The organism is Paenarthrobacter sp. NPDC091669 (assembly GCF_044756725.1).
GTDB classification, from domain to species: domain Bacteria; phylum Actinomycetota; class Actinomycetes; order Actinomycetales; family Micrococcaceae; genus Arthrobacter; species Arthrobacter bambusae_C.
This window is the reverse complement of record NZ_JBIVTK010000006.1, coordinates 293,557-319,487: the sequence shown is the minus strand read 5'-3', so window position 1 is coordinate 319,487 and position 25,931 is coordinate 293,557. Positions and strand designations below refer to the sequence as shown.

Below are 25,931 nucleotides of genomic sequence, written 5' to 3'. Positions count from 1 at the left end.
GAAATGCGCGAAACCTACCTTGGAAGAACAACGTCCCCCACCAAGGAGGCACTCCGTGACTGTTGATCGCTCCGCAGATGAACTGGCCCCCGTCCAGTCCACTGCCACCGCCGTCCCCGCCCTTGAACACCGCCCCGGCCGCTGGATTGCCAACTGGGATGCCGAGGACAAGGGCCAGTGGGAAGCCGAAGGCCGGTCCATCGCCAAGCGCAATCTCTACTGGTCCATCTTCGCCGAATTCCTCGGATTCGTCGTCTGGCAACTGTGGTCCATCGTGGTGGTCCAGCTGCCCGCAGCCGGCTTCCGATTCGATACCAACCAGATCTTCTGGCTCATCTCCATCCCCAGCCTCGTAGGCGCCACGCTCCGCATCCCCTACACGTTCATGGTTCCCAAGTTCGGTGGCCGGAACTGGACCATCGTCTCAGCACTTCTCCTCCTGATCCCCACCACGGGCCTTGCCATCTGTGTCTCCAACCCGGAGACACCCTTCGGAGTCATGCTCCTCATGGCAGCCCTCGCCGGCTTCGGTGGCGGCAACTTCGCCAGCTCCATGGCCAACATCACCTTCTTCTACCCCGCCCGCGAAAAGGGCTGGGCGCTGGGCCTGAACGCTGCCGGCGGAAACCTGGGTGCCGCCGTCGCGCAGCTTGTTGTCCCGATCGCCATCACCCTGCTGGCCGCCGGAACCGTCAACCTGCCCATGGCAGGCATCATCTGGATTCCCTTCATCATCGTCGCCGCCTTTGGCGCCTACAAGTACATGAACAACCTCACCAGCGCCAAGGGTGATGTAGCGGGCTCGCTGGCTGCCCTCAAGGAACCGCACCTGTGGATCATGGCGTTCCTGTACATCGGGACGTTCGGCTCGTTCATCGGTTTTGCGGGCGTCTTCCCCAAGCTGATCAAGGACTACTTCCCGGACTTCACTTCCATCCATGTTGGCGCAGTGGCACTCTCCCTGGCCTTCCTCGGCCCCCTGGTTGGGTCCCTGGCCCGCCCCTACGGCGGACGCATGGCCGACCGTATGGGTGGCGCCCGCATGACCATCGCCTCGTTCGCCTCCATGGCCATCATCACGCTGACCATGATCTGGACGCTGCCGCTGAAGAATTTCTGGCTCTTCCTCACCTTGTTCCTGCTGCTCTTCCTGGCCAGCGGGTTCGGAAACGGTGCCACGTACCGCATGATCCCGGTCATCTTCGCAACGTCCAGCCGGGCCGCCCGAGCAGGAGCCCCGAGCGCCACCACGGCGCGGCTCGCCTCGTCCTCGCTGGGCCTGATCTCCGCGATAGGTGCGTACGGCGGCTTCGTGATCCCGCAGGTTCTGAACGCTTCCAACTCGGCCAGCGGTTCCTACACCCCGGCGTTCTACGGATTCGTTGGAGCCTACGTCCTCATGCTCGCCGTCTGCTGGGTCTGCTACATCCGCCCTGCCCGGAAGCGCAACACGATCGGACACATCTAGATGCCCAACGGCGCCGATACCCACTGCCCCTATTGCGCGCTCCAGTGCGCCATGACGCTGACCCCGGCTGCACCTGCAGTGCCGGGAGCAGCGGCAGGGCCCGCGCCGGAGTCGGAACCCGCCAAAGTCGAGGTTCCCCTGGAAGTATCCGGGCGCGACTTCCCCACCAACCGGGGCGGGCTGTGCCGCAAAGGCTGGACATCGGCGTCGTTGTTGCATCACAACGGGCGCGTCACAGAACCCATGCTCAAAGGCTCGGACGGCGTCCACCAGCCGATCTCCTGGGACCAGGCCCTCATGCTCATCACCGCAGCGGTCAAGGAAACCCAACAGCAGTACGGGAATGACGCCGTGGGAGTTTTCGGCGGCGGCGGCCTCACCAACGAGAAGGCCTACCTGCTGGGCAAGTTCGCCCGGCTGGCACTGCGTACCTCGCGGATCGATTACAACGGCCGGTTCTGCATGTCCTCCGCTGCTGCGGCAGGCAACCGCGCCTTCGGCGTGGACCGCGGGCTGCCCTTCCCGGTCACGGACCTCGATGCCGCGTCCGTGATCCTCATGCTCGGTTCCAACGTTGCCGAGACCATGCCTCCGTTCGTCCAGCACCTGCAGGGCGCACGGGACGCCGGTGGACTGATCGTGGTGGACCCCCGCCGTTCGGCCACTGCCGCGTTCACGTCCGACGGCGGCGGCCTCCACTTGCAGCCGACGCCCGGTACCGATTTGGCTCTCCTCCTGGGCATCAGCCACGTGGTGGTTCACGAAGGCCTGGCCGACGCCGCGTACATCGAGACCAACACCAGCGGTTACGCGGCCGTGGTGCGGAGCCTTTCTGCGTTCTGGCCGGAACGGGTCCAGTCCATCACCGGTGTCCCGGCCACCCTCATCCGCGAAACCGCCCGTCGCTTGGCGCAAGGAACCCGCGACGGCGGCAGCTACATCCTCAGCGGACGTGGTGTGGAACAGCACGTGGACGGCACGGATACCGCGACGGCGGCGATCAACCTCAGCCTCCTGTTGGGCCTGCCCGGCTCTGCACGCAGCGGCTACGGCACGCTCACCGGGCAAGGCAACGGACAGGGTGGCCGCGAACACGGACAGAAAGCCGACCAGCTCCCGGGCTACCGCAAGATCACCGATCCCGCCGCGCGCGCCCACGTCGCCGGAGTATGGGGCGTCGACGAGTCGCTCATCCCCGGTCCCGGCCTGCCCGCCGTCGAACTTCTCAAGTCCCTTGGACAGCCCGACGGCGTCAAGTGCCTTTTCGTGCACGGTGCCAACGTGGTGGTCTCGGCGCCTGACACGAACGCAGTAATCCGAGGACTTCGCAGCCTGGACTTCCTGGTGGTCTGCGATTTCTTCATGTCCGAGACAGCTGCTGAAGCGGATTTGGTTTTGCCTGTCACGCAGTGGGCCGAGGAGGAGGGCACCCTCACCAACCTCGAGGGCCGCGTGATCCGACGTCGCCGGGCACTGACTCCTCCCCCGGGTGTGCGCAGCGAGTTGTGGCTTATGGCGCGGCTGGCAGAGCTCCTTGAGTCCCCTTCAACGTTCAGCGATGATCCCGAGACCGTCTTTGAAGAGCTGCGCCTGGCATCCGCAGGTGGACTGGCCGATTACTCAGGCATCGACTACGCCATGCTGGACCGGGGCGAAGCTGCCTACTGGCCCTACCCTGCGGGCAGCACCGGGACTCCGCGATTGTTCGCCGACGGATTTGCCCACGCCGATGGCCGGGCCGTCATGGTTCCGGTTACTCCTTCCAAGCGGGCTGTTCGTTCGTTTGCGGACGATTCCCTGGCCTTGGCAACCGGCCGGCTCCTGGAGCACTACCAGTCCGGCGCCCAGACCCGCCGCGTGAGCGAACTCCTGGCTTCCCAGCCGCAGGCCCGACTCCTCATTCATCCGGGTACAGCGGCTTCGCGGGGCATTGCCGACGGCGACTACGCCGCAGTGACGAACGAACGCGGTGAAGTGCTCTGCCGGGCCGAGCTCAGCACCACGGTCCGCCCCGATACTGTGTTCCTGCCGTTCCACTTCCCCGGCCAGGAAAACGCCAACCGCCTCACCGAAGCGGCCACAGATCCCATCTCCGGCATGCCGGAATTCAAGACCAGCCGGGTATGGGTCCGGCGGGCAGTCTCCACCCAGGAATTGGCCTCGTACGCAGTTCCTGCCGGGACGCGACTGCCACTGCACGTCAAGGAGGCATCATGAGCGAGCGCATTGTCGTAGTTGGATTCGGACCAGTGGCAGCACGGCTCATTGACGAACTGCTCCCCGCAGTCCGCGCTGGGCTGGTACAACTGCTGGTGGTGGGTCAGGAGACCGAAGCTGCCTACAACAGGGTCATGGTTGCTGAGCTCGGCGTGGGGCGCACCACGGCTGAGGCGTTGGCGATGGCCGATGCGTCCGAGTTGACGTCCGACGGCGTTGACGTCCGTCTGGGTACCAAGGTCAAAAGGATCGACCGCGCCCGCCAGCAAGTTGTCCTCTCCGACGGCACCTCTGAACACTACGACCGCCTGGTCTTTGCCACTGGCTCCCGTCCTGTCATTCCCAACCTGACCGGGCTCAACCCCGATCCCTCCCGGCCCGTCCTTCCGGCCGGAGTCACAGCTCTGCGTGATCTGAGGGACGCTGCCGTGCTCCGCGCAGCAGTTGCCGACGGCAAGCGCGTGGTGGTCCTGGGTGGCGGGGTGCTGGGTTTGGAAACCGCGCTGGCGGCCTCGGAAGAGGGCGCCCAAACCACGGTGGTCCACAACGGACCGTTCCCCCTGGGCCGCAGTATTGACCGCGGCAGTGGCTCCGTCCTTACCAACAGCCTGCGGGCGGGCGGCGTCCGGATGGCCGGCAATGCCCGTTCCACAGGCATTGAAACGTCCGGTCCTGACGGCAGCTTCTCGGCGCTGTTGTTGGATGACGGCTCAGCGATCGACGGCGACCTGTTGGTCTTGTCATGTGGTGTCCGTCCCCGGATCGAACTGGCAGAGGGCTGTGGACTTCCTACCGGCGCCGGCATCCTGGTGGACCACCACCTCCGGACCTACCATGAACCCCACATGTTCGCGATCGGCGACTGCGCTGAAGTGCGCTGCCCGGACGGTTCCTGCGTCGAGTGCCGCACAGCCCCTGGCCCGTCCGGCCTCGTGGGCCCGGGGTGGCGGCAGGCCGAGTGGTTGGCCGAGTACCTCGTGGTCCTTGCCCGGGACGGCCAGGCCGCCGCGGATGCCATGGAACCGCTGCCCATCGAGAAGCCCGGGGTGGTGGTCCTGAAAGCACGGGGCATCAACCTGGCCGTGGCGGGCGACAACCAGGCGGATCCTTGGGATGAAGAGTTACTGGAAGCCGGTGCGGCTTCGGGACGTGCCCGCCGGCAGATCTCCCAGTGGGCCGATCCCGAACACGGCCGCTACGTGAAGATGACCACCCGCGGCGGGGTGCTGGAAGGCCTCGTTGCCGTGGGCATGCCCCGGACGGCTGCTGAGCTGGTGGTGCTCTTCGAGCGCGCCTCGGAACTGCCCGCCGACCGCTCACTCCTGCTCCGGCTCGATGGTCCCGACCAAATGGACAACGGCGCCACCAACAACGATCCCCAGCGGACCGTGTGCCGTTGCGCAGGGGTCAGCGCAGCCAGTATCGAGGATTCGGTCCTGGACGGCTGCAGCACCGTGGGCGAAGTTTCCAAGGCCACCCGCGCCGGAACGGGCTGCGGGGGCTGCCATGGGGACATCAAGGGGATCATCGAAAAACACTTCCAAGCGGCTGCCGCCTGAGGGCGCTTGACCAGCCCGTTGCCAGGGGCACGAATTCGCTGAAAGCCTGCGAACTCGCTGTGACGGATCGGGTGGTCTCGCATGTTTCCGGCGTGCTCGCGTTCGCCCCGCCTTCCCCACCTTTACTCGAGTCCAGCCGTGAGCTGGGCTTGGAGCCTGCCGACGCAAAGGCCTGCCGCTGGCCGAGGCCATCGCTGCGTTGTAAGTCTACAGAGCAGGAACGCCCGTTTCGATGGCTCGCTGCACGGTAGACGGTAGGAATCGTCGAGTGCGCAGCGGACCGTCGAAGCGGGCGTCCGTAATCGCTAAGAGCTACATGTGCACGTGCAGGCGCCGTGCGGCTTCCGAGATGGATCCCGTGAGGGACGGGTACACCGTGAAGGCGCTGGCGACGTCGTCCACGTGGAGCTTCTGCGTGACGGCCACGGAGATCGGGAAGATCAGTTCCGACGCGTTGGGGCCCACCACAACGCCACCGATCACGGTGCCGGAGCCCTTGCGGGCAATGATTTTGACGAATCCGTCCTTGGTGTTGCGCATCTTGGCGCGGGCATTGCTGAGCAGGGACAGCATCACAACATCGCCCTGGTACTTCCCGGACGCGAGGTCGGCCTCGGACACACCCACTGAAGCAATTTCAGGGGAGGTGAAGATGTTGGACGCCACCTGGTTGAGCTTGAGCGGCTTCACGCCGTCGCCCATGAAGTGGGCAATCGCGATGCGGCCCTGCATGGCTGCGACGGACGCCAGGGCGAAGACACCCGTGCAGTCGCCGGCAGCGTAGATGTTGGGGGCTGTGGTGCGCGAAACACCGTCCACCTTGATGTGCCCGGACTCCGTGAGGGTCACGCCGGCTTCTTCAAGGCCGACGCCGGCCGTGTTCGGGATGGAACCAACACACACCAGGCAGTGCGTACCGGTGACGATCGATCCGTCACCCAAGGTGACCTTGACGCCGTCGTCCGTTCGCTCCACCGCGTTGGCGCGGGACTTGGACAGAACGTTGACGCCGCGACGTTCGAAGACGCCTTCCAACAGCTTGGCGGCATCGGTGTCCTCGCCGGGGAGGACTTGGTCGCGGCTGGAAATCAGGGTGACTTTGGAGCCAAGGCCGTTGTAAGCGGAGGCGAACTCGGCGCCGGTGACACCGGATCCCACCACGATCAGTTCTTCCGGGAGCTCGTCCAGGTTGTAGATCTGGGCCCAGTTGAGGATGCGTTCGCCGTCGGGCTTGGCTGTGGGGAGTTCGCGCGGGTGGGCGCCGACGGCCAACAGGATGGCGTCAGCATCAATGGTGCGGGTGCCTTCGAGGGTCAGGACCTCGATGGTGTTGTTGTCCAGGAGCTTGCCGGACCCAATGACGATCTCCACGCCCAGGCGCTCCAGGCCGGCACGGATGTCCTCGGACTGTCCGCGGGCAAGGTTGAGCACGCGGTCGTTGATGTGCTTGAGGTCGGCGCGGGGCTTCGAGGCCGTGCCGTCGCCGTCGAACTTCACTCCGAGCTCATCCGCCTCACCGACGCGGGTCATGAGGTCGGCGGTGGCAATAAGGGTCTTGGAAGGCACGACGTCGGTCAGCACGGCAGAGCCGCCAAGGCCTGCCCGCTCAACAATGGTGACGTGGGCGCCGAGTGAGGCGGCCACCATGGCAGCTTCATATCCGCCCGGACCACCTCCCAGGATCGCGATACGGGGGGCACTGAAGTCAACTTGGGTGGTCACAATCCTCAATTCTCGCTCATTGCCGCGTCGGCTGCCACTCAGCCCACCCTCACCAGCCCGCGGGTCCCTATCAAAGTCCTGGGGCCGCAAGGTAGCTTGTACCAGTGAGTAACACTGAGCTGATGAACACAGACCCCTTTGAGGCCGCGAAGGCCGCCGCAGACTTCATCGCCGCGGAGACCGGCGTCGAGTCCCATGACGTAGCCCTGGTGCTCGGATCCGGCTGGGCGGAGGCCGCCGACCTCATCGGCGAAACTACCGCCACCCTGAACGCGTCGGAGATCCCCGGTTTCCACAAACCGGCAGTGGTGGGCCATGTTGGCACCATCCGCTCCGTCCTCACCAAGGAGGGCAAGCGCGCGCTCATCCTCGGGGCGCGGACCCATTACTACGAAGGCCGCGGCGTACGGTCCGTAGTCCACGGCGTACGCACCGCAGCCGCCGCCGGCTGCAAGACCCTGGTGCTGACCAACGGTTGCGGCGGGCTCAACGAAGATTGGACCCCCGGCACTCCCGTCCTCATCAGTGACCACATCAACCTCACCGCAACCTCACCGCTTGAGGGTGCCACATTCGTTGACCTCACCGATCTCTACTCCTCGCGCATCCGCGACCTCGCCCGTGAAGTGGACTCCTCCCTGCAGGAAGGCGTGTACGCACAATTCACCGGACCGCACTACGAAACACCGGCGGAGGTCCAGTACGCCAAGCGGATCGGCGCAGACTTGGTGGGCATGTCCACGGCGCTGGAAGCAATCGCCGGTCGCCATGCAGGAATGGAAGTTTTCGGCATCTCGCTGGTCACCAACCTCGCAGCCGGCATCAGCCCGGTTCCTTTGAGCCACGCCGAAGTCCTGGAAGCCGGGCAGGCAGCCGGCAAGCGTATCTCGAAGCTGCTGGCAGACATCATCGCAAAGCTCTAAGCCCGTCACGGAGAAACGGGGCCACCATTCCATGGTGGCCCCGTTTTGCTGTTTAAGAGGTGCGCGCTAACAATCTCCAGCGGGAAGTAAACGCACAGTAAATTCTCAGGATAAATCTGTTTTATGGCGCAACATTTGATCCTGCCCCCCACGATGTGGCACGCGCGCCCGTTGGCAATGTAAACGCTTGCGCAAATACCCGCCGGTAGCTCACATCGCCCGCTAAACACCGTTTGATGTCCGACCTAACACGTGTCTAGCGTGGAACGTGTTCCGGTAAGTCGACGTGCCGGGACCACCGCGGTGGAGGCCCACGAGGCTCCGCCGCACCTCGAAACGATGGCGTCCTTCGGTGACGCCTCCAGCGGATCGATGGACGCCACAGTTGCAGAGAACCCCCAACCGGGGGTCAGGGCATGCGCCCCACTCCACGAAGTCCAACACTCCGCGAGAAGAGTAAGCATGAACACGCACTCAACCCCTCAACGGCCGCGCCGCCGGCTGCGACAGGCAGTAGCCCTCGCAGTCGCTGCCAGCGTGGCCGGCAGCATCCTGCTGGTGACGCCGGCAGCGCAGGCGAACCTGCCGGCTGATCCGCCGTCGAGCACCATGCCGGCACCCACACCGGGTTTCCCGTTGCCTACCAACCACACGCAGCAGGCGTACGATCCCGCGGCGGACTTCACGTCCAAGTGGACGCGGGCCGACGCCAAGCAGATCATGGCCCAGAGCAATCCCAACGTTGCGCCCGGCCAGAACTCGATGAGCCCCAACGTCACGATGCCGGAAATCCCCAAGGACTTCCCGGCCATGAACGACGACGTCTGGGTGTGGGACACCTGGTCCCTCACCGACGAGAATGCCAACCAGATCAGCTACAAGGGCTGGGACGTCATCTTCTCCTTGGTCGCTGACCGGCATGCGGGCTACGGCTTCGACCAGCGCCACTGGAACGCCAGAATCGGCTACTTCTTCCGTAAGACCAACGCCGATCCCGCCAAGGACAAGTGGAACTACGGCGGACACCTGTTCCTGGACAACACCTCCATCGGCAACACGGAGTGGTCCGGTTCCACGCGCCTCATGCAGGGCAACAAGATCAACGTCTTCTACACGGCCACCACGTTCTACGACGTGGCCGAGCGGAACGCAGGCGGTGGCGGGATCGCTCCCGATGCCGCGATCGCCAAGGCCCTGGGTAACATCCACGCCAACCAGAACGGCGTGACTTTCGACGGTTTCCAGCACACCAAGCTCCTGGAACCGGACGGAAAGCTCTACCAGAACAAGGCGCAGAACCCCGGCTTCGCGTTCCGTGACCCGTACACCTTCGCCGACCCGGCACACCCCGGCAAGACCTTCATGGTCTTCGAAGGAAACACCGGCGGCACCCGCGGCTCCTACAAGTGCAAGCAGGAAGACCTTGGCTACGCCGCCGGCGACCCCAACGCCGAGACTTTGGCCCAGGTCAACAGCACCGGCGCTTGGTACCAGACCGCGAACGTGGGCCTGGCAGTCGCAGACAACAAGGACCTGACCAAGTGGAGCTTCCTCCCGCCGATCCTGTCCGCCAACTGCGTCAACGACCAGACTGAGCGTCCGCAGATCTTCATCCAGAACGAGAACGGCAAGAACAAGTACTACCTGTTCACCATCAGCCACCAGTTCACGTACGCAGACGGCATGCGCGGCCCCGACGGCGTCTATGGTTTCGTCGGCAACGGTGTCCGCTCCGACTACCAGCCGGTCAACAACAGCGGCCTGGCCCTTGGCTCCCCAACGGACCTGAACATGCAGGCCAACGCTCCGGAAGGTCCGGACCCGCGCCAGAACGGCCGGCAGTTCCAGGCGTACTCGCACTACGTGCAGCCCGGCGGACTCGTCCAGTCCTTCATCGACAACGTGGACGGCGTCCGCGGCGGTTCCCTGTCCCCCACCGTGAAGATGAACTTCAAGGCCGGCGTGACGCAGGTTGACCGCAGCTTCGGCAAGAACGGCCTTGGCCCGTTTGGCTACCTGCCTACCAACGTCCGCGTTGGCGGCGAAGGCCTCTACAAGTAGGCCGCAACACCCCGGCCCTCGGGCCCCGGCAGGGGTGCCGGTTCCAGAAGAATCGGCACCCTTGCCACCCCAACCCTCAGGATTCTCCCCATGACTTACCCCAGCCCCCACCTGTCCCGCCGCCAATTGCTGGCCGCAAGTGCCGCCGTCGTGGTCGCCTTCTCTGCCGCTTCCTGCACGCAAAGCCAAAGCCCGACGCCGGCCCCCACCCCGAGCGGGCACCGTCCGTCCCCTTCGGATCCATGGCGGCCTGTCGCACACCTGACGGCTGGCAAGAATTGGCTCAACGACCCCAACGGCCTCGTCTTCCACGACGGCACCTACCATGCCTTCTATCAGTACAACCCGCACGGAAACTCGTGGGGCAACATGTCCTGGGGCCACTCCACCAGCAAGGACCTGGTGCATTGGGAACAGCAGCCCGTAGCCATGGAGGCAAGCCCCGAAGAAGAGATCTTCTCGGGCTGCATCGTGATGGATACGAATAACGCGTCCGGCCTTGGCTCGGCGGAGAACCCGCCCATGGTGGCCCTCTACACCAGCGCCTACGGCAAGAACGGCGCCCTCCCCCAAGGCGCGCAGGCGCAATCGATCGCGTACAGCCTGGACAGCGGTGTTACCTGGCAGAAGTATCAGGGCAACCCTGTCCTGAACCTCGCCCCCACCAACAACAACTTCCGCGATCCCAAAGTCACGTGGTACGAGCCCGGCCGCTACTGGGTGATGACCACTGTGGTGGCCGACGCCCAGGTAGTGAAGATGTTCAAGTCCACGGACCTCCTCCGCTGGGAGTTCCTGAGTGACTTCTCCGGAGTCGGCGCCCAAGGTGGGCTCTGGGAAGTACCGGAGCTTGTGCAGATGGACGTGGAGGGCTCCACGGCCAGGAAGTGGGTCATGCTCCTGAGCATCAATCCCGGGGGCATCGCAGGCGGCTCAGGGATGCAGTACTTCGTGGGTGAGTTCGACGGAACCCGGTTCACTCCCGAAAACGCGGCTGCCGCTGATGCACCGCTTGAGGAATCGCAGTGGCTGGACCACGGCGCGGACTACTACGCAGCAAATTCCATCTCCGGTGCACCCGGGGACAAGCCCGTACTCCTGGGCTGGATGGGCAACTGGGACTACGCCCAGGATGTGCCCACCACGCCGTGGCGCGGTTCCATGGCCGTTCCCCGTGAGCTCACCCTGGTTCGGGGCGGGAAGCGGTTTGAGTTGCGATCGGCCATCGCCGGCGCCGCAAAGGAAACGCTGGAACGCTCCGGTGAAGTCAAGAGCAAAAACCTCACCGTCGGGTCCTCACTCCAGGACCTGGGTCCGGACTTCGGAGCCCGGTCGCAGCTGATTGAACTGGAGATGGACCTTGCTTCGGCCAAGGAGGCCGGTCTGATCCTCCGCCGATCCTCCGACGGCAACGCCGGCCTCCGTATCTCCTATGCCCCGGAAACACGCACCGTCAGGGTGGATCGGTCACAGGCCGGGACCAGCAACTTCTCGGAGAAGTTCAGCCCGTTCCATGAGGTTAAGCTGCAGTCCTCCGGCAACGATCGCGCCGTCCGCCTCACGATCCTCTTGGACTCATCCTCGGTGGAGGTCTTCATCGGCTCTGGAGAGGCGGTCATTTCAGACACCTTCTTCCCGGACTGGGATAACACCGGATCGTCAGCGTTCAGCACGGAGGGCGACACGGACTTCGCCATCGCTTCCCGAACGCTCTAGCGCCCGCTGAGGGGCGGGATCCCACCCTTTACAACCGCTCTTAGGGGTGGGATCTCACTCCTCGTTGCCCCTTCGCGGCTCATTGAGGATAGTTTTGACCCTATGACATCCAGCGATGCCGCATTTGAACAACTGCTCACCGACGCCCGCGAGTGGGCCTCCCAGGATCCGGACCCGGCGACGTCCGCTGCCCTGGAGGAGCTGGCCGACCTCGCCAGCGGCGGTGATGCGGGGGCAGCCCAGGAACTGGGCGACAGCTTTAGCGGCACCCTGCAATTCGGTACAGCAGGCCTCCGCGCAGCGCTCGGCCCGGGGCCGAACCGCATGAACCGCGTGGTTGTCCGCAGGGCCGCGGCAGGCCTGGCGGCCTTCCTCACCGAAACGGTGGCTGCCGCTGCGCCGGGAACCCGGCCGCGGGCCGTCGTCGGCTTCGATGCCCGCTACAACTCGGACATTTTCGCCGAAGAGACTGCGGCGATCTTCACTGCGGCAGGTATCGAGACGTTCCTGATGCCGGCAGCACTTCCGACGCCGTTGCTCGCCTACGCTGTCAGGAATTTGGATTGCGACGGCGGCGTGATGGTGACAGCCAGCCACAACCCGCCGCAGGACAACGGCTACAAGGTCTACCTGGGACGACACGCAGTGTCCGAGAGCGGGCGCGGATCGCAGATCGTCGCGCCGTACGACGCAGAGATCGCCGCCAGGATCCAAGCCGTGGGCGCCCTGGGTTCCATTGAACTGGCAGACAGTGGTTGGACAGTGCTGCCGACGGCCATCGCCGCCGACTACGAATCCGCCATGGCCGGCCTGGCGGATCGTAAACACTTCCCCGCCAGGGACCTCAAGATCGTGCTGACACCCATGCACGGTGTGGGCGGCGAAACAGCTGTCTCCGTCCTGAAGACAGCGGGTTTCACGGACGTCTCCCTCGTTGCCGAACAAGCCGAGCCGGATCCGGACTTCCCCACAGTCGCGTTCCCCAACCCTGAGGAGCCAGGCGCGCTGGACCTGGCCCTCGCGGCCGCCGCAGACGCGGGCGCGGACATCGTTTTGGCCAACGACCCCGACGCCGACCGGGCAGCGGTCGCCGCTTTGGACCCCTCGACGGGATCCTGGCGGATGCTCCGGGGCGATGAAGTGGGTGCGCTGCTGGGTGCCCACATTGTGGCCCGCATGGCAGTCAGTGAAGGCGAGGAACCCCGAGCCGGCGTCTTCGCCAACTCGATCGTTTCCTCGCGGTTGCTGTCGCGGATCGCCGCGGCAGCAGGCTACGCCCACGAGGAAACGCTGACGGGCTTCAAATGGATTTCACGGGTTCCCGGCCTCACGTACGGATATGAGGAAGCGCTGGGTTATTGTGTGGCACCGGACCTGGTGCGCGATAAGGACGGCATTTCAGCTGCAGTCCTTATCGCGGAATGTGCCGCCGCTGCCAAGGCCGAGGGCAAGACGATCTTCGACACCCTTGATGACCTCTATCTGGTCCACGGACTGCACGCCAGCGACCAGCTGAGCATCCGGGTCGCCGACCTGGGACTCCTGGATGCCATGATGAACCGCCTGCGGGTCAACCCGCCGGAAGCGTTCGGTGGCTCCGCCGTCGAAGTCTTCACTGACCTCGCCGAAGGAAGCGAAGCCTTGCCGCCCACGGACGGGCTCTTGTACCTCACTCGGGACCAAAGCCGGGTCATCATCCGGCCAAGCGGCACGGAACCCAAACTCAAGTGCTACCTCGAAGTCATACAGGCCGTGGACTCCGCAGCGGAACTGCCCGCTGCACGCCAAGCAGCACGGACATCCCTGGACGATGTCCTCAGGGATGTCCGCGAAGCATTGGGCCTCTAGGAAGCGGTTCCACAGCGGCTTGGCTTAGAGTTCAACCTCGACAAAGCCGTCGACCAAACGGGTGGCGAACACATCGAGCGTCAGGTCGGGGTTGGTGAAGCACTCCCCGGTTTCGAGGTCGTAGACCTCTTTGTGCAGCGGCGATGCGATGGTCGGCCGGCTTCCGCGGGATCCAATGATGCCGCGGGCCATGACGTTGGCCAGTGTCGCCGGGTCCTGCTGTGCCACAGCGAATACTTCGGTGGGCGTGGTGCGGAACAGGGCAACCTGGCGGCCGGCGATCAATGCCGCTTCGCCCCAGGCCACTTCGAGCTCATCCACCGGGCACACGACGTGCCACTCGCCGGTGGTGGTCAGGTCCTCGGCACGATCCAGAATTACGGTCATTTCAGCCCCTCTCACTGTCTCCGGGTGGTGGCTTTTCCCACCGTCACTCTCCCGGACCGGGCCACGCTTGCGGCCACTCTTCCACGCTAGGACCCAGGTGTTTCATCAGGGGTCCGGGTTTGTGTCCAACGCGTAAAAGAGACCTCACACCCCACGAAATGCGCTTGTGATGCAGAAGTTAAGATCACGAAACAAAAGGGAAACTGAAGCGAAACTGCCCGTCCCTAGGCTGGAACCACAAGTTGCGACAGATCCGTCTGCAACATCTGCGAAAGGCCCACCAGTGACCGGACACACTTCAAGTACAGAGAACCCGCGCCGCGTCGTCGTCGTCGGCGGCGGTCCCGCTGCCCACCGTTTCGCTGACGCCATGGTCAATCGCGGTCTTGAAGGTTGGCAGGTTACGGTGCTGACCGAAGAGGCGCACCTCCCCTACGACCGCGTAGCGTTGAGCAAAGCCCTCACGGAAACCGACGTTGACCTCACCTTGGGGGAAGCGTCCATGTGGGACCACGAGGCATTGACCCTCAAGACCGGCGAGCGCGCCGTCAAGATTGACCCCGCGGCCAAGAGCGTCCTCACCGCGGCGGGAAACAAGTACGAATACGACCACCTGGTCGTAGCTTCGGGCTCGGACGCTGCCCGTCTCCCGATTCCCGGGGCTGAACACACCCATGTTTACCGCACGCTCGAAGACGTGTGGGCAATTAACAAGGCCATTGCCGGGCTGCGCGAAAAGCTGGGCCGCAAGGTCAACGCCGTCACCATTGGTGGTGGCCTGCTGGGACTTGAGTCCGCTGCCGGTACAGAGCAGTTGGGCGCCACTCCGATCGTCATCAACGGCGCGCCCTGGCTCATGAATACACAGTTGGACGAGGGAGCCGGGCAGTCGCTGGGTCGCCTGATTGAGGCAAAGGGCTTCGAAGTCCACGGTGGCGTCTTCCCGTCGGAGGTAGTGACGGACGACGACGGCAACGTCACCGGTGTCCTCATGGCTGATGGCCGCACCATTGATGCCGACCTCGTGATTGTTGCCATCGGCGTCAAGCCCCGTGATGATCTCTTCCGCGCCGCAGAAGGCGAGGAACAGCTCTTCAGCCTTGGCCAGCGCGGCGGCGTGGTCATCAACGACTTCTGCGCCACTGAAGTGGACGGCATCTGGGCCATCGGCGAGGTGGCCAACTTTGAAGGCATGTGCCTTGGCTTGGTAGCACCCGCCAACACCATGGCCGAGATCGTTGCGGACCGCCTGCATGGTGGCGAAGCGACGTTCCCCGGCTTTGATACTGCCACCAAGCTCAAGTTGTCCGGGGTGGACGTTGCGAGCTTTGGTGACGCGTTCGCCCGGACCGAGCACTCGCTGGAAATCGTCTATGCCGACCCCGCACGCGGCGTCTATCAGAAGATTGTCACCACAGACGATGCCAAGACCCTCTTGGGCGGTATCTTCGTGGGCGACGCTTCCCCCTACATGAGCCTCCGCCCGCTGCTGGGTCGCGAACTCGCGGCCGAGCCCGGTGCATACTTGAGCGCCGCCGGTGGCGGCGAAGCTCCCGAGACCGAACTGCCGGATGACGCCATCCTGTGCTCCTGCAACAACGTTGCGGCCGGGACCATCCGCGACACCATCAACGGATGTGGAGCCTGCGAAGGCAACGCTCCCGTCCAGGAACTCGGCGAGCTGAAGGGCTGCACCCGCGCCGGCACGCAGTGTGGTTCTTGTGTCCCCATGCTGAAGAAGCTCCTCGAGGGCGAACTGACGAAGTCCGGCATCGAGGTCTCCAAGGCCCTGTGCGAGCACATCAGTCTCTCCCGCCAGGAGCTGTTCGATGCAATCCGGGTCCTGGAACTCACCTCCTTTGAAGAGATCATGGCCAAGTACGGCACCGGTGCGGGCTGCGATATCTGCAAGCCGACCATCGCCTCCATCCTGGCCAGCCAGCACTCGGCCTACGTCCTGGATGCCGGCCGCGGCTCCCTTCAGGACACCAATGACCGCGCCTTGGCGAACATGCAGAAGGACGGTACGTACTCTGTGGTCCCCCGCATCGCCGGTGGTGAGATCACCCCCAAGGGCCTGGGCGTCATCGCCGCAGTTGCCGGGAAGTACAACCTGTACACCAAGATCACCGGCGGCCAGCGCATTGATATGTTCGGTGCCCGCCTGGAGCAGCTCCCGGACATCTGGAAGGAACTGGTGGACGCCGGTTTCGAGTCCGGCCAGGCCTACGGCAAGAGCCTCCGCACAGTGAAGTCCTGCGTTGGATCCACATGGTGCCGCTTCGGTGTCCAGGATTCCGTGGCCATGGCCATCGCCTTGGAGCTTCGCTACCGCGGCCTCCGCAGCCCGCACAAGCTGAAAATGGGTGTTTCGGGTTGCGCCCGCGAGTGTGCCGAAGCCCGCGGCAAGGACGTGGGCGTCATTGCCACGGCCGATGGCTGGAACCTGTATGTCGGTGGCAACGGTGGGGCCACTCCGGCCCACGCCCAGCTGCTGGCCAAGGACCTGGACGACGAAACCCTGCTCAAGTACATCGACCGCTACCTCATGTACTACATCCGCACCGCTGACCGCCTCCAGCGCACCGCACGCTGGCAGGAAGAGCTCGACGGCGGCATCAAGCACGTCGAGGAAGTAGTGGTCAAGGACTCCCTGGGCATCGCCGAAGAGCTTGAAGCCGCCATGGCCAAGCACATCGACACTTACGAGGACGAGTGGGCCGAGACCTTGAAGGACCCGGAGCGCCTCCGCCGTTTCCGTTCCTTCGTCAACGCCCCCGACCAGAAGGACGAGTCCATCTCCTTCGTTCCGGAGCGGGGCCAGATCCGTCCGGCTACGAACGAGGAAAAGGGCGGCGTACTCATCGCTTCCACCATCCCGGTCCGCAGCGAAACCGTCGGCGCAGGAAATTAGGGGTTCACCATGCAGCTCACCATTGATCTCACCGGCCGTGACGTCCTTGTCACGGGATCGGAAAAATCTGCCCGCCAGGCCGTCCGCCGCTATCAGAGGGCCGGTGCCAACGTGTACCGGCTGAGCACCCCGGAAGGTGTACCGGGCGACGGTCAACTTCCGGAGCGCCCGTTCCTGGTGGCGGTAGTGGACGACGGCAAGGCCGGTTGGCTGCCGCTGGTGGAACGATGCCGCGACGCCGGTATCCCTGTCGCGTTTGAGCCCGCACCCGGCGCGGACGGCCAGGTGACCTTGGTGGGCGGAGGTCCGGGAGCCCTGGACCTGCTCACCGTTGGCGCCGTGGACGCCCTGCGCGATGCCGATGTGGTGCTTTACGACCGTCTGGCACCGTACCAGGAGCTGGCCGAGCTGACCTCGGCCGAACTGGTGGATGTTGGTAAGCAGCCGGGCCTGCACAAGGTGACGCAGCGTGACATCGAGAAGCTCATGGTGGAAGCTGCGCTGCTGGGCAAGAACGTGGTCCGGCTCAAGGGCGGCGATCCGTACGTCTTCGGCCGCGGCGGCGAGGAAGTGGCCGCCTGTGTTGCGGCCGGCGTCCCGGTACAGGTGATTTCCGGTGTCACCAGCGCCATCTCCGTCCCAGCCGCGGCCGGGATCCCGGTCACGCACCGCGAAGTCAGCCACATGTTCACCGTAGTGTCCGGCCATGCCCCCTTGACCGAGAAGGAACACACCCACCTTGCCGGCCTTGGCGGCACGATTGTGGTCCTCATGGGCATCGGTACCCTTCCCCAGCTTGCAGCAGGGCTGCGCCGGGCAGGCATGAATGCGGACATGCCCATGGCCGTGGTGGAGCGCGGCTACCGCCCGGGGCAGCGCACCACCATCGCTGATCTGGGTACGATCGAAACAGCTGCCACAGGCTGCAGCAACCCGGCCGTGCTGGTCATCGGCGAGGTGGTCCGGGTGGCTGAAGCCAACCGCAATCACGCAGAAGCATCCGCTGAACTGAGCCGCCTCGCGGCTTCGCTCCTTGAAGCCTGAAGGTAAAAACACATGACTGTTGCACGCGCCATCGAAGTCCACGACGCCACTGCCGCTCCGGAAGTTTCCGAAGCGGTCGATGCGCCGCTGGACGGATTCCGGATCGGCGTCACCTCGCACCGCCGCTCCCGCGACCTCATTGAGGCGCTGGAGCGCCGCGGTGCGAGCGTGTTGCACGCCCCCGCCCTGAAGATCGCCCCTGTGCAGGAAGACATGGTCCTCATCGAGGACACCCGCACCATCATTGCTGCCAAGCCGGACATCTGCATCGCCACCACCGCCTACGGCATGCGCCGCTGGTGCGAGGCTGCCGACTCCTTCGGCATCGGCGAGCAACTCCTGGAAGCCCTGTCCGCCTGCCGCATGTTCGTCCGTGGCCCCAAGGCCCGCGGTGCCGTGCGCGCTGCCGGTCTTGCCGACGTCGGAATCAGCAGTGACGAAACCACCGCCACGCTGGTGGATATGCTGCTGGCCGAAGGAGTGCGTGGCAAAACCGTGGCCGTGCAACTGCATGGGTATACCGATGTCCGCCAGCTGGAACGGCTCCGTATGTCCGGCGCCACGGTCCTGACGGTGACCCCGTACCGTTGGGTGAAGCCAGACGGTGAAGACAAGCTGCCGCGCCTGATCGAGGCAGTGGTGGGCGGCAACCTGGACGTACTGACGTTCACCAGCGCTCCAGCCGTAGACGCCATGTGGAGCACAGCCCACGAAATGGGCCTCTACCGCCAGCTTATCGAAGCCCTCAAGGGGCCCGTCACTGTTGCCGCTGTGGGGCCGGTCACCGCACAGCCACTGGTCGACGCCGGGCTGACGCCACTGATTCCGGACCGTTACCGCATGGGCGCCCTGATCCGGTTGGTGACCGAACACTTGTCCCTCAACCATGTACGCCGGTTGGAGACCAAGAGCGCCACTATCGAACTGCGGGGGCGCTGCCTGCGGATCAACGGTGAGGTGGTTGACCTGGCACCGGCTCCCCTGCTGCTCCTGCGGGCACTGCTCGGAGCGGGCGGAGCAGTGCTGTCCCGGGAAGCGCTCTCGGACCTGTTGGACCTGCGCGGATCCGTGCATGCCCTGGACATGACGGTCAGCCGCCTGCGTTCCTCCCTGCCGGATGGCAAGCTCGTGGAGACCGTAGTGAAGCGCGGTTACCGGCTGCGGGCGTAGGTTCCCTGCCTCCACGAGGTGGTTTCCTCCCACGTCAGGCCGCCTTCACCAAGGGCAGTTCGTCCCAGTTGGTGGTGTAGCGGGGGCTGAGCATGTCCCGTTTCATGGACCAGTCCGGTCCTCCCTTGATTCCAGCGTGCCCCAAACCGATGGAGCCGCGGCCGTACCGCTTGCTCACTTGCTCCAGCAGGGGGCCGATGCCACGCTCTTCGTGCCGGTTCTCGAAGGTCTCCAACGGTTTCTGGTTGCCGCTGGGGCGGAGGTCGGTAACCATGATCCCGGCCTTGGCGTATCTCACGCCTTCCTGGATCCTTGGAACCAACGCATGCGCGGCCCTGGTCAGCAGCACAGGGTCCGAGGTGGGCATGGGCAGTTTGACGTTAACGGTGGGAAACGACTTGTCGTTGGGGTTGTAGACCGAGGTGGCAGCAAAGGCCGTCAACAGCTTCGCTTGGAGGTCGTGTTTGGCCAGCCTGGCACTCGCCATCTGGCCGTAGACGCTCAGCACCTGCCGCAGCTGCGCCGCCGTCGTAATCGGTGTGGAAAAGGAGCGGGAGAAGATCAACTGATCCCTCCCGATCCTTTCCTCCTCCATCGGGATGCAGGGGGTGCCCTGCAGTTCCAGCACCGTGCGCATCATGACGATGGAGAACTTGTCCCGCAAAGCCACGGGGTCAGCCCGGACCAGGTCCAGGATGGAGAAGATCCCCATGGTATTCAGGCGTTTGGTCAGCCTGGTGGCAACACCCCAGATCTCAATCACCGAGAGCCGTGCCATCAGTGCTTCGCGGTGGGCTTCGGGGATCGAATCCCAGCGGCACACTCCCTTGAAGTCCGGATTGTGTTTGGCCCATTTGTTGGCCAGCTTGGCGAGGGTCTTGGTTCTGGCGATGCCCACGCAGACCGGAACCCCCACGTGCCGTTGGCACGCAGCTTTGATGGTTCGTCCCAGTTCCAGCAGGCCTTCCGGTTGACCTTTCACTCCGAGGAACGCCTCATCAATGGAGTAAACTTCCTGCCACGCCGAGTAGCGGGCCAGGAGTTCCATGACACGGGAACTGATGTCCCCATAGAGTTCGTAGTTGCTTGAGAGGGCGATGAGTCCCCATTCCTTGGCCCGTGGAGCAAGCTTGAACCACGGCTCCCCCAGCCCGATCCCCAGCTTCTTGGCTTCCGGAGACCTGGTCACTGCGCAGCCGTCGTTGTTGGACAGCACAATCAACGGCTTGCCCTCCAACGAGGGGTTGAACGCACGCTCCGCCGACGCATAGAAGCAGTTGATATCCACGTGGGCGATCTCCTGCATCTGATGCATGAGTGCTGGCTTGGACATCGCTCACCTCCGTTCGGCCTTAGCACCCGCGCTGCTGTTTCGAAGCAGGACACGCCGCGCATTCGAACATATATTCGAATACCTTTACTGTACTGCCAGGCACTGACAAGCTGGCGTCAACCGGAGAGCGGTATCAATCAGATGGTTACGTTGCGGGTGAGCGACGTTCGAGCAGGAGTGTGTCCCGCCATTGGCCGGCGGCGGGACCGTAGGTCATGCGGGCGATGCGGCTCCTGTTGCCGATAATCCGGAAACCGGCGGCTTTGTGGACCCGGAGGCTGGAGTGATTTTCCGGGAAGATGCTGGATTGGATGGTCCACACTCCACCTTGTTCGGTGGAGTCGATGAGTGCCTGCAAAATGGCCTTGCCCAGACCGAGGCCGCGGGCTTCGGCGGCAACGTACATGGAGTGTTCGACCACGCCAGCGTAGGCGGGCCGGGACGAGACGGCGGAGACGGCGGCCCACCCCAGAACGCCCTGCGCGGCGGTTTCGGCGACGAGGCGGTGCGCCTGCAGCCGGGAGGTGTTGAAGGATTCCCAATCAGGGGCCTTCTCTTCAAAGGTCGCGTGCCCTGTCTCGATGCCTTCCTGGAAGATCCGCTGCACAGCGGGCCAATCAGCCGGCTGCATGGGCCGGATATCAAAACCCTGGTTCATAGGGCAGCGAGGATCCCGGCAACGTCGTCCAGGGCTCCGGGGACGAGCGAGTAGTACGCCCAGGTGCCGCGCTTTTCGCGGTGCAGCAGGCCCGCCTCGACCAGGATCTTCAGATGGTGGGAGACGGTGGGTTGGCCCAGATCCAGCGGTTCAGTGAGGTCGCAGACGCAGGACTCACCGCCGTCGGCGGCTTTGACGATGGAGAGCAGTCGCAGCCGATTGGGGTCTGCGAGCGCTTTGAACACCACGGCCCGGCGCTGCGCCTCCTCCGCGCCGAGGGCAGGTGCAGCTGGCGGGCAGCAGGTGGTCTGCGTGTCCGGTTCGAGCAGGGGCAGCGAGGTCATCTACCTATTATGCCGCAACATTGACACCCATCAATGTTTAGCCCAGTGAGGCTACTGCCTGGCCCCTTCGGCGGAGTGAGGGATGACGACGTCGTCGGCCGCCCGGCCAGCATGCGGGAAGAGCACGAGCAGAATTCCAACGCCAACAGCAGCACCGAGGAGCTGGACGGCAAGGAATGGTGGGACGGAACCCGGCGCAATGCCGGCGAAGGTGTCGCTGAAGATACGACCGATGGTTACGGCCGGGTTCGCGAACGACGTCGAGGACGTAAACCAGTACGCCGCGCCGATGTAGGCACCCACAGCCGGGGCGGCCAAAGCGCCGCGCTTGGTGGCAGCAAGGGAGAAGATCAGCAGGACGAGGCCGGCGGTCGCGACCACCTCGGCCAGCAGATGCCCAGCCGTCGCCCGCTCCTTGGTGGAGATGGAGGTGCCGACCTCGAACATCGCGTTCGCGAGCACACTGCCACCGATGCCGCCGGCAGCTTGGGCCAGGATGTAGGGGCCGAGGTCAGGCAATGACAAGCCGGATCCGCTGCGCCGCCCAAGGAACCAGTCGGCCAGGGACACCACGGGGTTGAAGTGCGCGCCACTGACCGGTCCGAACACCAGGATCAATACCGTCAACCCAAGCACTGTGGCCGTGCTGTTCTGCAGCAACTGGAGACCAACATCATTGGGCGAAAGCTGGGCTGCGGCGATTCCGGAACCAACGACGATGGCAACGAGCAGTGCGGTTCCGAGGAACTCCGCGATGGCACGGCGCCACAGTGGCGGCTGGAGAGAAGTCATGCCAACAGCTTGACCCAAAGAATTAACTCAGTCAAAATTGAATCAATGAATATTGAAGCAGCCGACACATTACAGGCACGGGTAGCCAGGCACGCAGCCCTTGCCGATCCGGCGCGCTTGCGCATCATGGATCTGCTGACTCTGGGCGACTTCTCACCATCGGAACTGCAGGCCGAACTGGGCATGGCCGGCAACTTGCTCTCCCACCACCTCCGCACGCTGGAGGAAGCCGGCCTGGCAACCCGCCACCGCTCCGAGGCCGACAAGCGCCGCAGCTATCTTCGCCTCGCCTCAGGCGCCCTGGGTGGCCTCATTCCCGGGGCGGCGCATACAGCAAGCCGCGTCCTGTTCGTCTGCACCCGCAACAGTGCCCGCTCCCAGCTGGCCACCGCCCTCTGGCGGCAGGCCAGCGACATCCCCGCAGCCTCGGCCGGAACGCACCCGGCAAACCGCATCGCCCGCGGAGCCATCGAGGCCGCCCGGCGCCATGGGCTGGACCTGCCCGACATCGCACCGCGCACCATGGAAGAGGTTGCGGAGGAGGCCGACCTGGTAGTGACCGTCTGCGACAACGCCCACGAAGAACTGACCGGGCTCGGTGGGATCCATTGGTCCGTGCCGGATCCCCTTCGTTTGGACACGGCGGCCGCCTTCGACCACGCCTTCGATGACATCACCCGCCGCATCAACGACCTCGCGCCCCGCATCACCGCCGCCTAACCACCTGGCAACAGCTGCAATATTGACATTCATCAATCCATCGCCCGATACTCGCTATATCGATCATCATCAATGTTGATACGGAGAGCTTCCCCCTCGGGCGCACCGCTTCAAACCCACCACCGATCACTCAACGCGATTCCAGGAGAGAAACCCGTGAGCACCGAAACAACCAAGAAGCCCTCCGTCCTGTTCGTCTGCGTCCACAACGCCGGACGTTCCCAGATGGCCGCCGCGTTCCTGACCACCCTTGGCAAGGGCGAGATTGAAGTCCGCTCCGCCGGCTCCCAACCCGCAGACAAGGTCAACCCGGCCGCCGTCGAAGCCATGGCCGAACTGGGCATCGACATGTCGGCAGAGATCCCGAAGGTCCTCACCACCGAGGCCGTCAAGGAATCCGACGTCGTGATCACCATGGGCTGCGGCGACGAATGCCCATACTTCCCCGGCAAACGCTACGAAGACTGGGTCCTCGAGGACCCCGCCGGCCAAGGCGTGGACGCCGTCCGCCCGATCCGCGATGAAATCAAGACCCGCATCGAGGGCCTGATCGCCTCCCTCGTCCCGGCTGCCAAGTAACCCACATTTCCGAGTACCAGGAGGATCTCTCGTGAGCACCGCCGTCCAGACCGAACAACTGATCATCATTGGCTCCGGCCCCGCCGGATACACCGCGGCCATCTACGCCGCCCGCGCCGGCCTGAACCCGCTGGTCCTGGCCGGATCGGTCACCGCCGGCGGTGCGCTGATGAACACCACCGAGGTTGAGAATTTCCCCGGGTTCCCAGGTGGCATCCAGGGCCCTGAGCTCATGGATGGGCTCCAGGAACAGGCGGAAAAGTTCGGCGCCCGGATAGTGTTCGACGACGTCACTGACGTTGATCTGAAGGGTCACCTCAAGCGTGTGGTCACTGGAGGCGGCGAGACTCACGAGGCCCCGGCTGTCATCCTGGCCACCGGTTCTGCGTATAAGGAGCTCGGGCTTCCGGAAGAGAAGAAACTCAGCGGGCACGGCGTCTCCTGGTGCGCCACCTGTGACGGCTTCTTCTTCCGCGAACAGGACATCATCGTCGTCGGTGGCGGGGACTCCGCCATGGAGGAAGCGACCTTCCTGACCCGCTTCGCCAGGACCGTCACCGTCGTGGTGCGCAAGGATGAACTTCGCGCCTCGCGGATCATGGCCCAGCGCGCCAAGGACAACCCCAAGATCACCTTTGCCTGGAACTCCGCCATCACCACGATCCACGGCGACACAAAAGTCACCGGCGTGACCCTCACCGACACCCGCACCGGTGAAACCCGTGAACAGGACGCCACTGGGATCTTCGTGGCCATCGGCCACCTGCCCCGCACCGAGCTGGTTGCCGGACAAATCGACCTGGACGACGAGGGCTACATCAAGGTCGACTCACCCACCACGGTCACCAACCTCTCCGGCGTCTTCGCCTGCGGTGATGCCGTGGACCACCGCTACCGCCAAGCCATCACCGCCGCAGGAACCGGCTGCGCAGCCGCGCTGGACGCGGAACGCTTCCTTGCCGCCCTGAATGATGCTGACAGCATCGCCACGGCCCTGGTCGAAGAACCAACCCACGCCTAACCACTCGACACGCCACACCAACGGATGAAACAAGAGGACAGCATGGATTCAGCGAAGAACCTTCCCATCGCAGTGATCGGCGCAGGCCCGGTAGGACTGGCCACCGCGGCGCACCTGCTCGAACGCGGACTGGAACCGGTCATTTTCGAAGCCGGCCCCACTGCCGGCGCCGCGATCGAACAATGGCGCCACATCCGGCTGTTCTCCCCCTGGCGGTTCAACCTCGACGACGCAGCCGTCCGCCTGCTCGAACCCACCGGCTGGGAATCCCCCCGCCCCACCGCCTTGCCCTACGGCGGGGAACTCATCGACAACTACCTCACCCCATTGGCCGCCACTGCGCAGATCGCCTCCCGGCTCCAGACCGGCGCCCGTGTCATCGCCGTGACCCGGCAGGGCATGGACAAAACCCACGTCCGGGACCGCGACACCACCCCCTTCGTCGTCCGCGTCGAGCACGACGGCGGAGAAACACGGGACCACACCGTGGCCGCCGTCATAGACGCCTCCGGCACCTGGTCCACCCGCAACCCGCTGGGCACTTCCGGCCTGCCCGCCATTGGCGAGACCAGCGCAGCTGACAGGATTTCCTCGCCCCTGCCCGACGTTATTGGCCGCGACCGCGCCGCCTTCGCCGGCCGCCGCGCGCTCATCGTCGGCGCCGGTCACTCGGCCGCGAACACCCTGATCAACCTCGCCGACCTCGCCAAAGACGAGCCCGACACCCGCATCCTCTGGGCCGTCCGCGGCAACTCAGCCGAGAAGGTTTACGGCGGCGGGGACGCTGATGGGCTGCCTGCGCGCGGCCAGCTCGGCTCCCGGCTGCGCCGCCTGGTCGAAGCCGGCACCATCGAACTGCACACCGGGTTCGGCATCGCAGCCCTGAAAAACCTCGACTCGCACCTGAGCGTCGAAGCCGTCGATGGACGCACCATCGACGCTGACGTCATCGTCCCCTGCACCGGCTTCCGCCCGGACCTGGAGATCCTGCACGAACTGCGCCTGAACCTGGACCCCGCCGTTGAAGCGCCCACCGAACTGGGCCCGCTGATTGACCCGGAATTCCACTCCTGCGGCACCGTCCCTGCGCATGGCGCGAAGGTTCTGGCCCACCCCGAAAAGGACTTCTACATCGTCGGAATGAAGTCCTACGGCCGGGCCCCGACCTTCCTGCTCGCTACCGGCTACGAGCAGGTCCGTTCCGTCGCCGCAGCCCTCGCCGGTGACCAGGCATCGGCGGACACTGTCCACCTTGAACTGCCCGAAACCGGGGTCTGCTCCGCGGACGCCGGCACCAGCTGCGACGTCCCGGGTGCAGCCACGACGCAGGAGCCGGAGTCGGGGTGCTGCGCCGCGCCGGAACCGGCATTCGTCGGCTTCCCGACCGGGCTCGCACACGGCCGCTCCGTTACCACCAAGCAATAAGCCAGTCACCAATCCAACCATGGGAGCACT

General features: G+C 64.7%; 20 protein-coding genes. 14 read left to right on the top strand and 6 right to left on the bottom strand.

Features of this window, described 5'->3' with window-relative positions; genetic code table 11:
- The first annotated feature begins 55 nt into the window (after window positions 1-55).
- Genes ACIQLI_RS12600 through ACIQLI_RS12590 form a run of 3 tightly spaced genes read left to right on the top strand, consistent with a single transcriptional unit; the run spans window position 56 to window position 5,244 of the window.
- Window positions 56-1,468 carry an MFS transporter gene (locus tag ACIQLI_RS12600; RefSeq protein ID WP_400388776.1) on the top strand — a complete coding sequence of 471 codons (1,413 nt, stop codon included), beginning with the start codon at window positions 56-58 and terminating at the stop codon, window positions 1,466-1,468.
- Window positions 1,469-3,685 (top strand): molybdopterin oxidoreductase family protein, encoded by a 2,217-nt coding sequence (locus tag ACIQLI_RS12595; protein ID WP_400388773.1) that lies wholly within the window; start codon window positions 1,469-1,471, stop codon window positions 3,683-3,685.
- Window positions 3,682-5,244 carry an FAD-dependent oxidoreductase gene (locus tag ACIQLI_RS12590; protein WP_400388770.1) on the top strand — a complete coding sequence of 521 codons (1,563 nt, stop codon included), beginning with the start codon at window positions 3,682-3,684 and terminating at the stop codon, window positions 5,242-5,244. Before ACIQLI_RS12595 ends, ACIQLI_RS12590 begins: the two co-directional genes overlap by 4 nt.
- A gap of 312 nt (window positions 5,245-5,556) precedes the next feature.
- Here the strand turns inward: ACIQLI_RS12590 and ACIQLI_RS12585 are convergent, their stop codons facing one another.
- Window positions 5,557-6,966 carry an NAD(P)H-quinone dehydrogenase gene (locus ACIQLI_RS12585; protein WP_207596878.1) on the bottom strand — a complete coding sequence of 470 codons (1,410 nt, stop codon included), beginning with the start codon at window positions 6,964-6,966 and terminating at the stop codon, window positions 5,557-5,559.
- 122 nt (window positions 6,967-7,088) lie between these two features.
- On the opposite strand from ACIQLI_RS12585, the gene ACIQLI_RS12580 reads away from it, so the two are divergent.
- The 4 genes from ACIQLI_RS12580 (at window position 7,089) to ACIQLI_RS12565 (ending at window position 13,514) form a co-directional block, all read left to right on the top strand.
- Complete coding sequence (locus tag ACIQLI_RS12580) at window positions 7,089-7,889, top strand: purine-nucleoside phosphorylase (protein WP_354229861.1); 801 nt, start codon at window positions 7,089-7,091, stop codon at window positions 7,887-7,889.
- Window positions 7,890-8,351: 462 nt separating this feature from the next.
- The gene (locus tag ACIQLI_RS12575; protein ID WP_354229863.1) at window positions 8,352-9,950 is read left to right on the top strand and encodes a glycoside hydrolase family 68 protein; all 1,599 of its coding nucleotides are present in this window, start codon (window positions 8,352-8,354) and stop codon (window positions 9,948-9,950) included.
- Between the two features lie 90 nt (window positions 9,951-10,040).
- Window positions 10,041-11,666: a glycoside hydrolase family 32 protein gene (locus ACIQLI_RS12570; protein WP_400388765.1), complete on the top strand. Its 1,626-nt coding sequence runs from the start codon at window positions 10,041-10,043 to the stop codon at window positions 11,664-11,666.
- A gap of 102 nt (window positions 11,667-11,768) precedes the next feature.
- Window positions 11,769-13,514, top strand: a complete 1,746-nt coding sequence (locus tag ACIQLI_RS12565; protein ID WP_400388762.1) for a phospho-sugar mutase — start codon at window positions 11,769-11,771, stop codon at window positions 13,512-13,514.
- Window positions 13,515-13,538: 24 nt separating this feature from the next.
- On the opposite strand, the gene nirD is transcribed toward ACIQLI_RS12565, so the two are convergent.
- Entirely contained in the window at window positions 13,539-13,901 is a 363-nt protein-coding gene (gene nirD, locus ACIQLI_RS12560) for a nitrite reductase small subunit NirD (protein WP_354229869.1), read from the bottom strand.
- 283 nt (window positions 13,902-14,184) lie between these two features.
- On the opposite strand from nirD, the gene nirB reads away from it, so the two are divergent.
- The 3 genes from nirB to ACIQLI_RS12545 are packed head-to-tail and all read left to right on the top strand — an operon-like array spanning window position 14,185 to window position 19,029.
- Window positions 14,185-16,815: a nitrite reductase large subunit NirB gene (gene nirB, locus ACIQLI_RS12555; protein WP_400388759.1), complete on the top strand. Its 2,631-nt coding sequence runs from the start codon at window positions 14,185-14,187 to the stop codon at window positions 16,813-16,815.
- Window positions 16,816-16,824: 9 nt separating this feature from the next.
- A complete protein-coding gene (cobA, locus tag ACIQLI_RS12550; RefSeq protein ID WP_400388756.1) occupies window positions 16,825-17,859 on the top strand; it encodes a uroporphyrinogen-III C-methyltransferase in 1,035 nt (344 codons plus the stop codon).
- A 12-nt stretch (window positions 17,860-17,871) separates the two neighbouring features.
- A complete protein-coding gene (locus tag ACIQLI_RS12545) occupies window positions 17,872-19,029 on the top strand; it encodes a uroporphyrinogen-III synthase (protein ID WP_400388754.1) in 1,158 nt (385 codons plus the stop codon).
- A 34-nt stretch (window positions 19,030-19,063) separates the two neighbouring features.
- Here the strand turns inward: ACIQLI_RS12545 and ACIQLI_RS12540 are convergent, their stop codons facing one another.
- The 4 genes from ACIQLI_RS12540 to ACIQLI_RS12525 form a co-directional block, all read right to left on the bottom strand.
- A complete protein-coding gene (locus tag ACIQLI_RS12540; RefSeq protein ID WP_400388751.1) occupies window positions 19,064-20,362 on the bottom strand; it encodes a Y-family DNA polymerase in 1,299 nt (432 codons plus the stop codon).
- Window positions 20,363-20,507: 145 nt separating this feature from the next.
- Window positions 20,508-21,020: a GNAT family N-acetyltransferase gene (locus ACIQLI_RS12535; RefSeq protein WP_400388748.1), complete on the bottom strand. Its 513-nt coding sequence runs from the start codon at window positions 21,018-21,020 to the stop codon at window positions 20,508-20,510.
- The gene (locus ACIQLI_RS12530; RefSeq protein ID WP_354229881.1) at window positions 21,017-21,364 is read right to left on the bottom strand and encodes a metalloregulator ArsR/SmtB family transcription factor; all 348 of its coding nucleotides are present in this window, start codon (window positions 21,362-21,364) and stop codon (window positions 21,017-21,019) included. Before ACIQLI_RS12530 ends, ACIQLI_RS12535 begins: the two co-directional genes overlap by 4 nt.
- A 51-nt stretch (window positions 21,365-21,415) precedes the next feature.
- Window positions 21,416-22,156, bottom strand: coding sequence for an MIP/aquaporin family protein (locus ACIQLI_RS12525; RefSeq protein WP_400388746.1), 741 nt, complete (start codon window positions 22,154-22,156; stop codon window positions 21,416-21,418).
- 45 nt (window positions 22,157-22,201) lie between these two features.
- Here ACIQLI_RS12525 and ACIQLI_RS12520 point away from each other — a divergent pair, with 45 nt between their 5' ends.
- The 4 genes from ACIQLI_RS12520 (at window position 22,202) to ACIQLI_RS12505 (ending at window position 25,901) form a co-directional block, all read left to right on the top strand.
- A complete protein-coding gene (locus ACIQLI_RS12520) occupies window positions 22,202-22,876 on the top strand; it encodes a helix-turn-helix domain-containing protein (RefSeq protein ID WP_400388743.1) in 675 nt (224 codons plus the stop codon).
- Window positions 22,877-23,032: 156 nt separating this feature from the next.
- Complete coding sequence (locus tag ACIQLI_RS12515; RefSeq protein WP_400388741.1) at window positions 23,033-23,455, top strand: arsenate reductase ArsC; 423 nt, start codon at window positions 23,033-23,035, stop codon at window positions 23,453-23,455.
- 31 nt (window positions 23,456-23,486) lie between these two features.
- Window positions 23,487-24,476, top strand: coding sequence for a thioredoxin-disulfide reductase (gene trxB, locus ACIQLI_RS12510; protein WP_400388739.1), 990 nt, complete (start codon window positions 23,487-23,489; stop codon window positions 24,474-24,476).
- A gap of 42 nt (window positions 24,477-24,518) precedes the next feature.
- Window positions 24,519-25,901, top strand: coding sequence for an FAD-dependent oxidoreductase (locus ACIQLI_RS12505; RefSeq protein WP_400388737.1), 1,383 nt, complete (start codon window positions 24,519-24,521; stop codon window positions 25,899-25,901).
- Window positions 25,902-25,931 lie beyond the last annotated feature (30 nt).

Coding starts and splice junctions, on each gene's coding strand:
- ACIQLI_RS12520 (WP_400388743.1), top strand. CDS start 22,202: ATGAATATTGAAGCAGCCGACACATTACAGGCACGGGTAGCCAGGCAC.
- ACIQLI_RS12590 (WP_400388770.1), top strand. CDS start 3,682: ATGAGCGAGCGCATTGTCGTAGTTGGATTCGGACCAGTGGCAGCACGG.
- ACIQLI_RS12580 (WP_354229861.1), top strand. CDS start 7,089: ATGAACACAGACCCCTTTGAGGCCGCGAAGGCCGCCGCAGACTTCATC.
- ACIQLI_RS12570 (WP_400388765.1), top strand. CDS start 10,041: ATGACTTACCCCAGCCCCCACCTGTCCCGCCGCCAATTGCTGGCCGCA.
- cobA (WP_400388756.1), top strand. CDS start 16,825: ATGCAGCTCACCATTGATCTCACCGGCCGTGACGTCCTTGTCACGGGA.
- nirD (WP_354229869.1), bottom strand. CDS start 13,901: ATGACCGTAATTCTGGATCGTGCCGAGGACCTGACCACCACCGGCGAG.
- ACIQLI_RS12535 (WP_400388748.1), bottom strand. CDS start 21,020: ATGAACCAGGGTTTTGATATCCGGCCCATGCAGCCGGCTGATTGGCCC.
- ACIQLI_RS12565 (WP_400388762.1), top strand. CDS start 11,769: ATGACATCCAGCGATGCCGCATTTGAACAACTGCTCACCGACGCCCGC.
- ACIQLI_RS12525 (WP_400388746.1), bottom strand. CDS start 22,156: ATGACTTCTCTCCAGCCGCCACTGTGGCGCCGTGCCATCGCGGAGTTC.
- ACIQLI_RS12505 (WP_400388737.1), top strand. CDS start 24,519: ATGGATTCAGCGAAGAACCTTCCCATCGCAGTGATCGGCGCAGGCCCG.
- ACIQLI_RS12530 (WP_354229881.1), bottom strand. CDS start 21,364: ATGACCTCGCTGCCCCTGCTCGAACCGGACACGCAGACCACCTGCTGC.
- ACIQLI_RS12575 (WP_354229863.1), top strand. CDS start 8,352: ATGAACACGCACTCAACCCCTCAACGGCCGCGCCGCCGGCTGCGACAG.
- ACIQLI_RS12540 (WP_400388751.1), bottom strand. CDS start 20,362: ATGTCCAAGCCAGCACTCATGCATCAGATGCAGGAGATCGCCCACGTG.
- ACIQLI_RS12545 (WP_400388754.1), top strand. CDS start 17,872: ATGACTGTTGCACGCGCCATCGAAGTCCACGACGCCACTGCCGCTCCG.
- ACIQLI_RS12595 (WP_400388773.1), top strand. CDS start 1,469: ATGCCCAACGGCGCCGATACCCACTGCCCCTATTGCGCGCTCCAGTGC.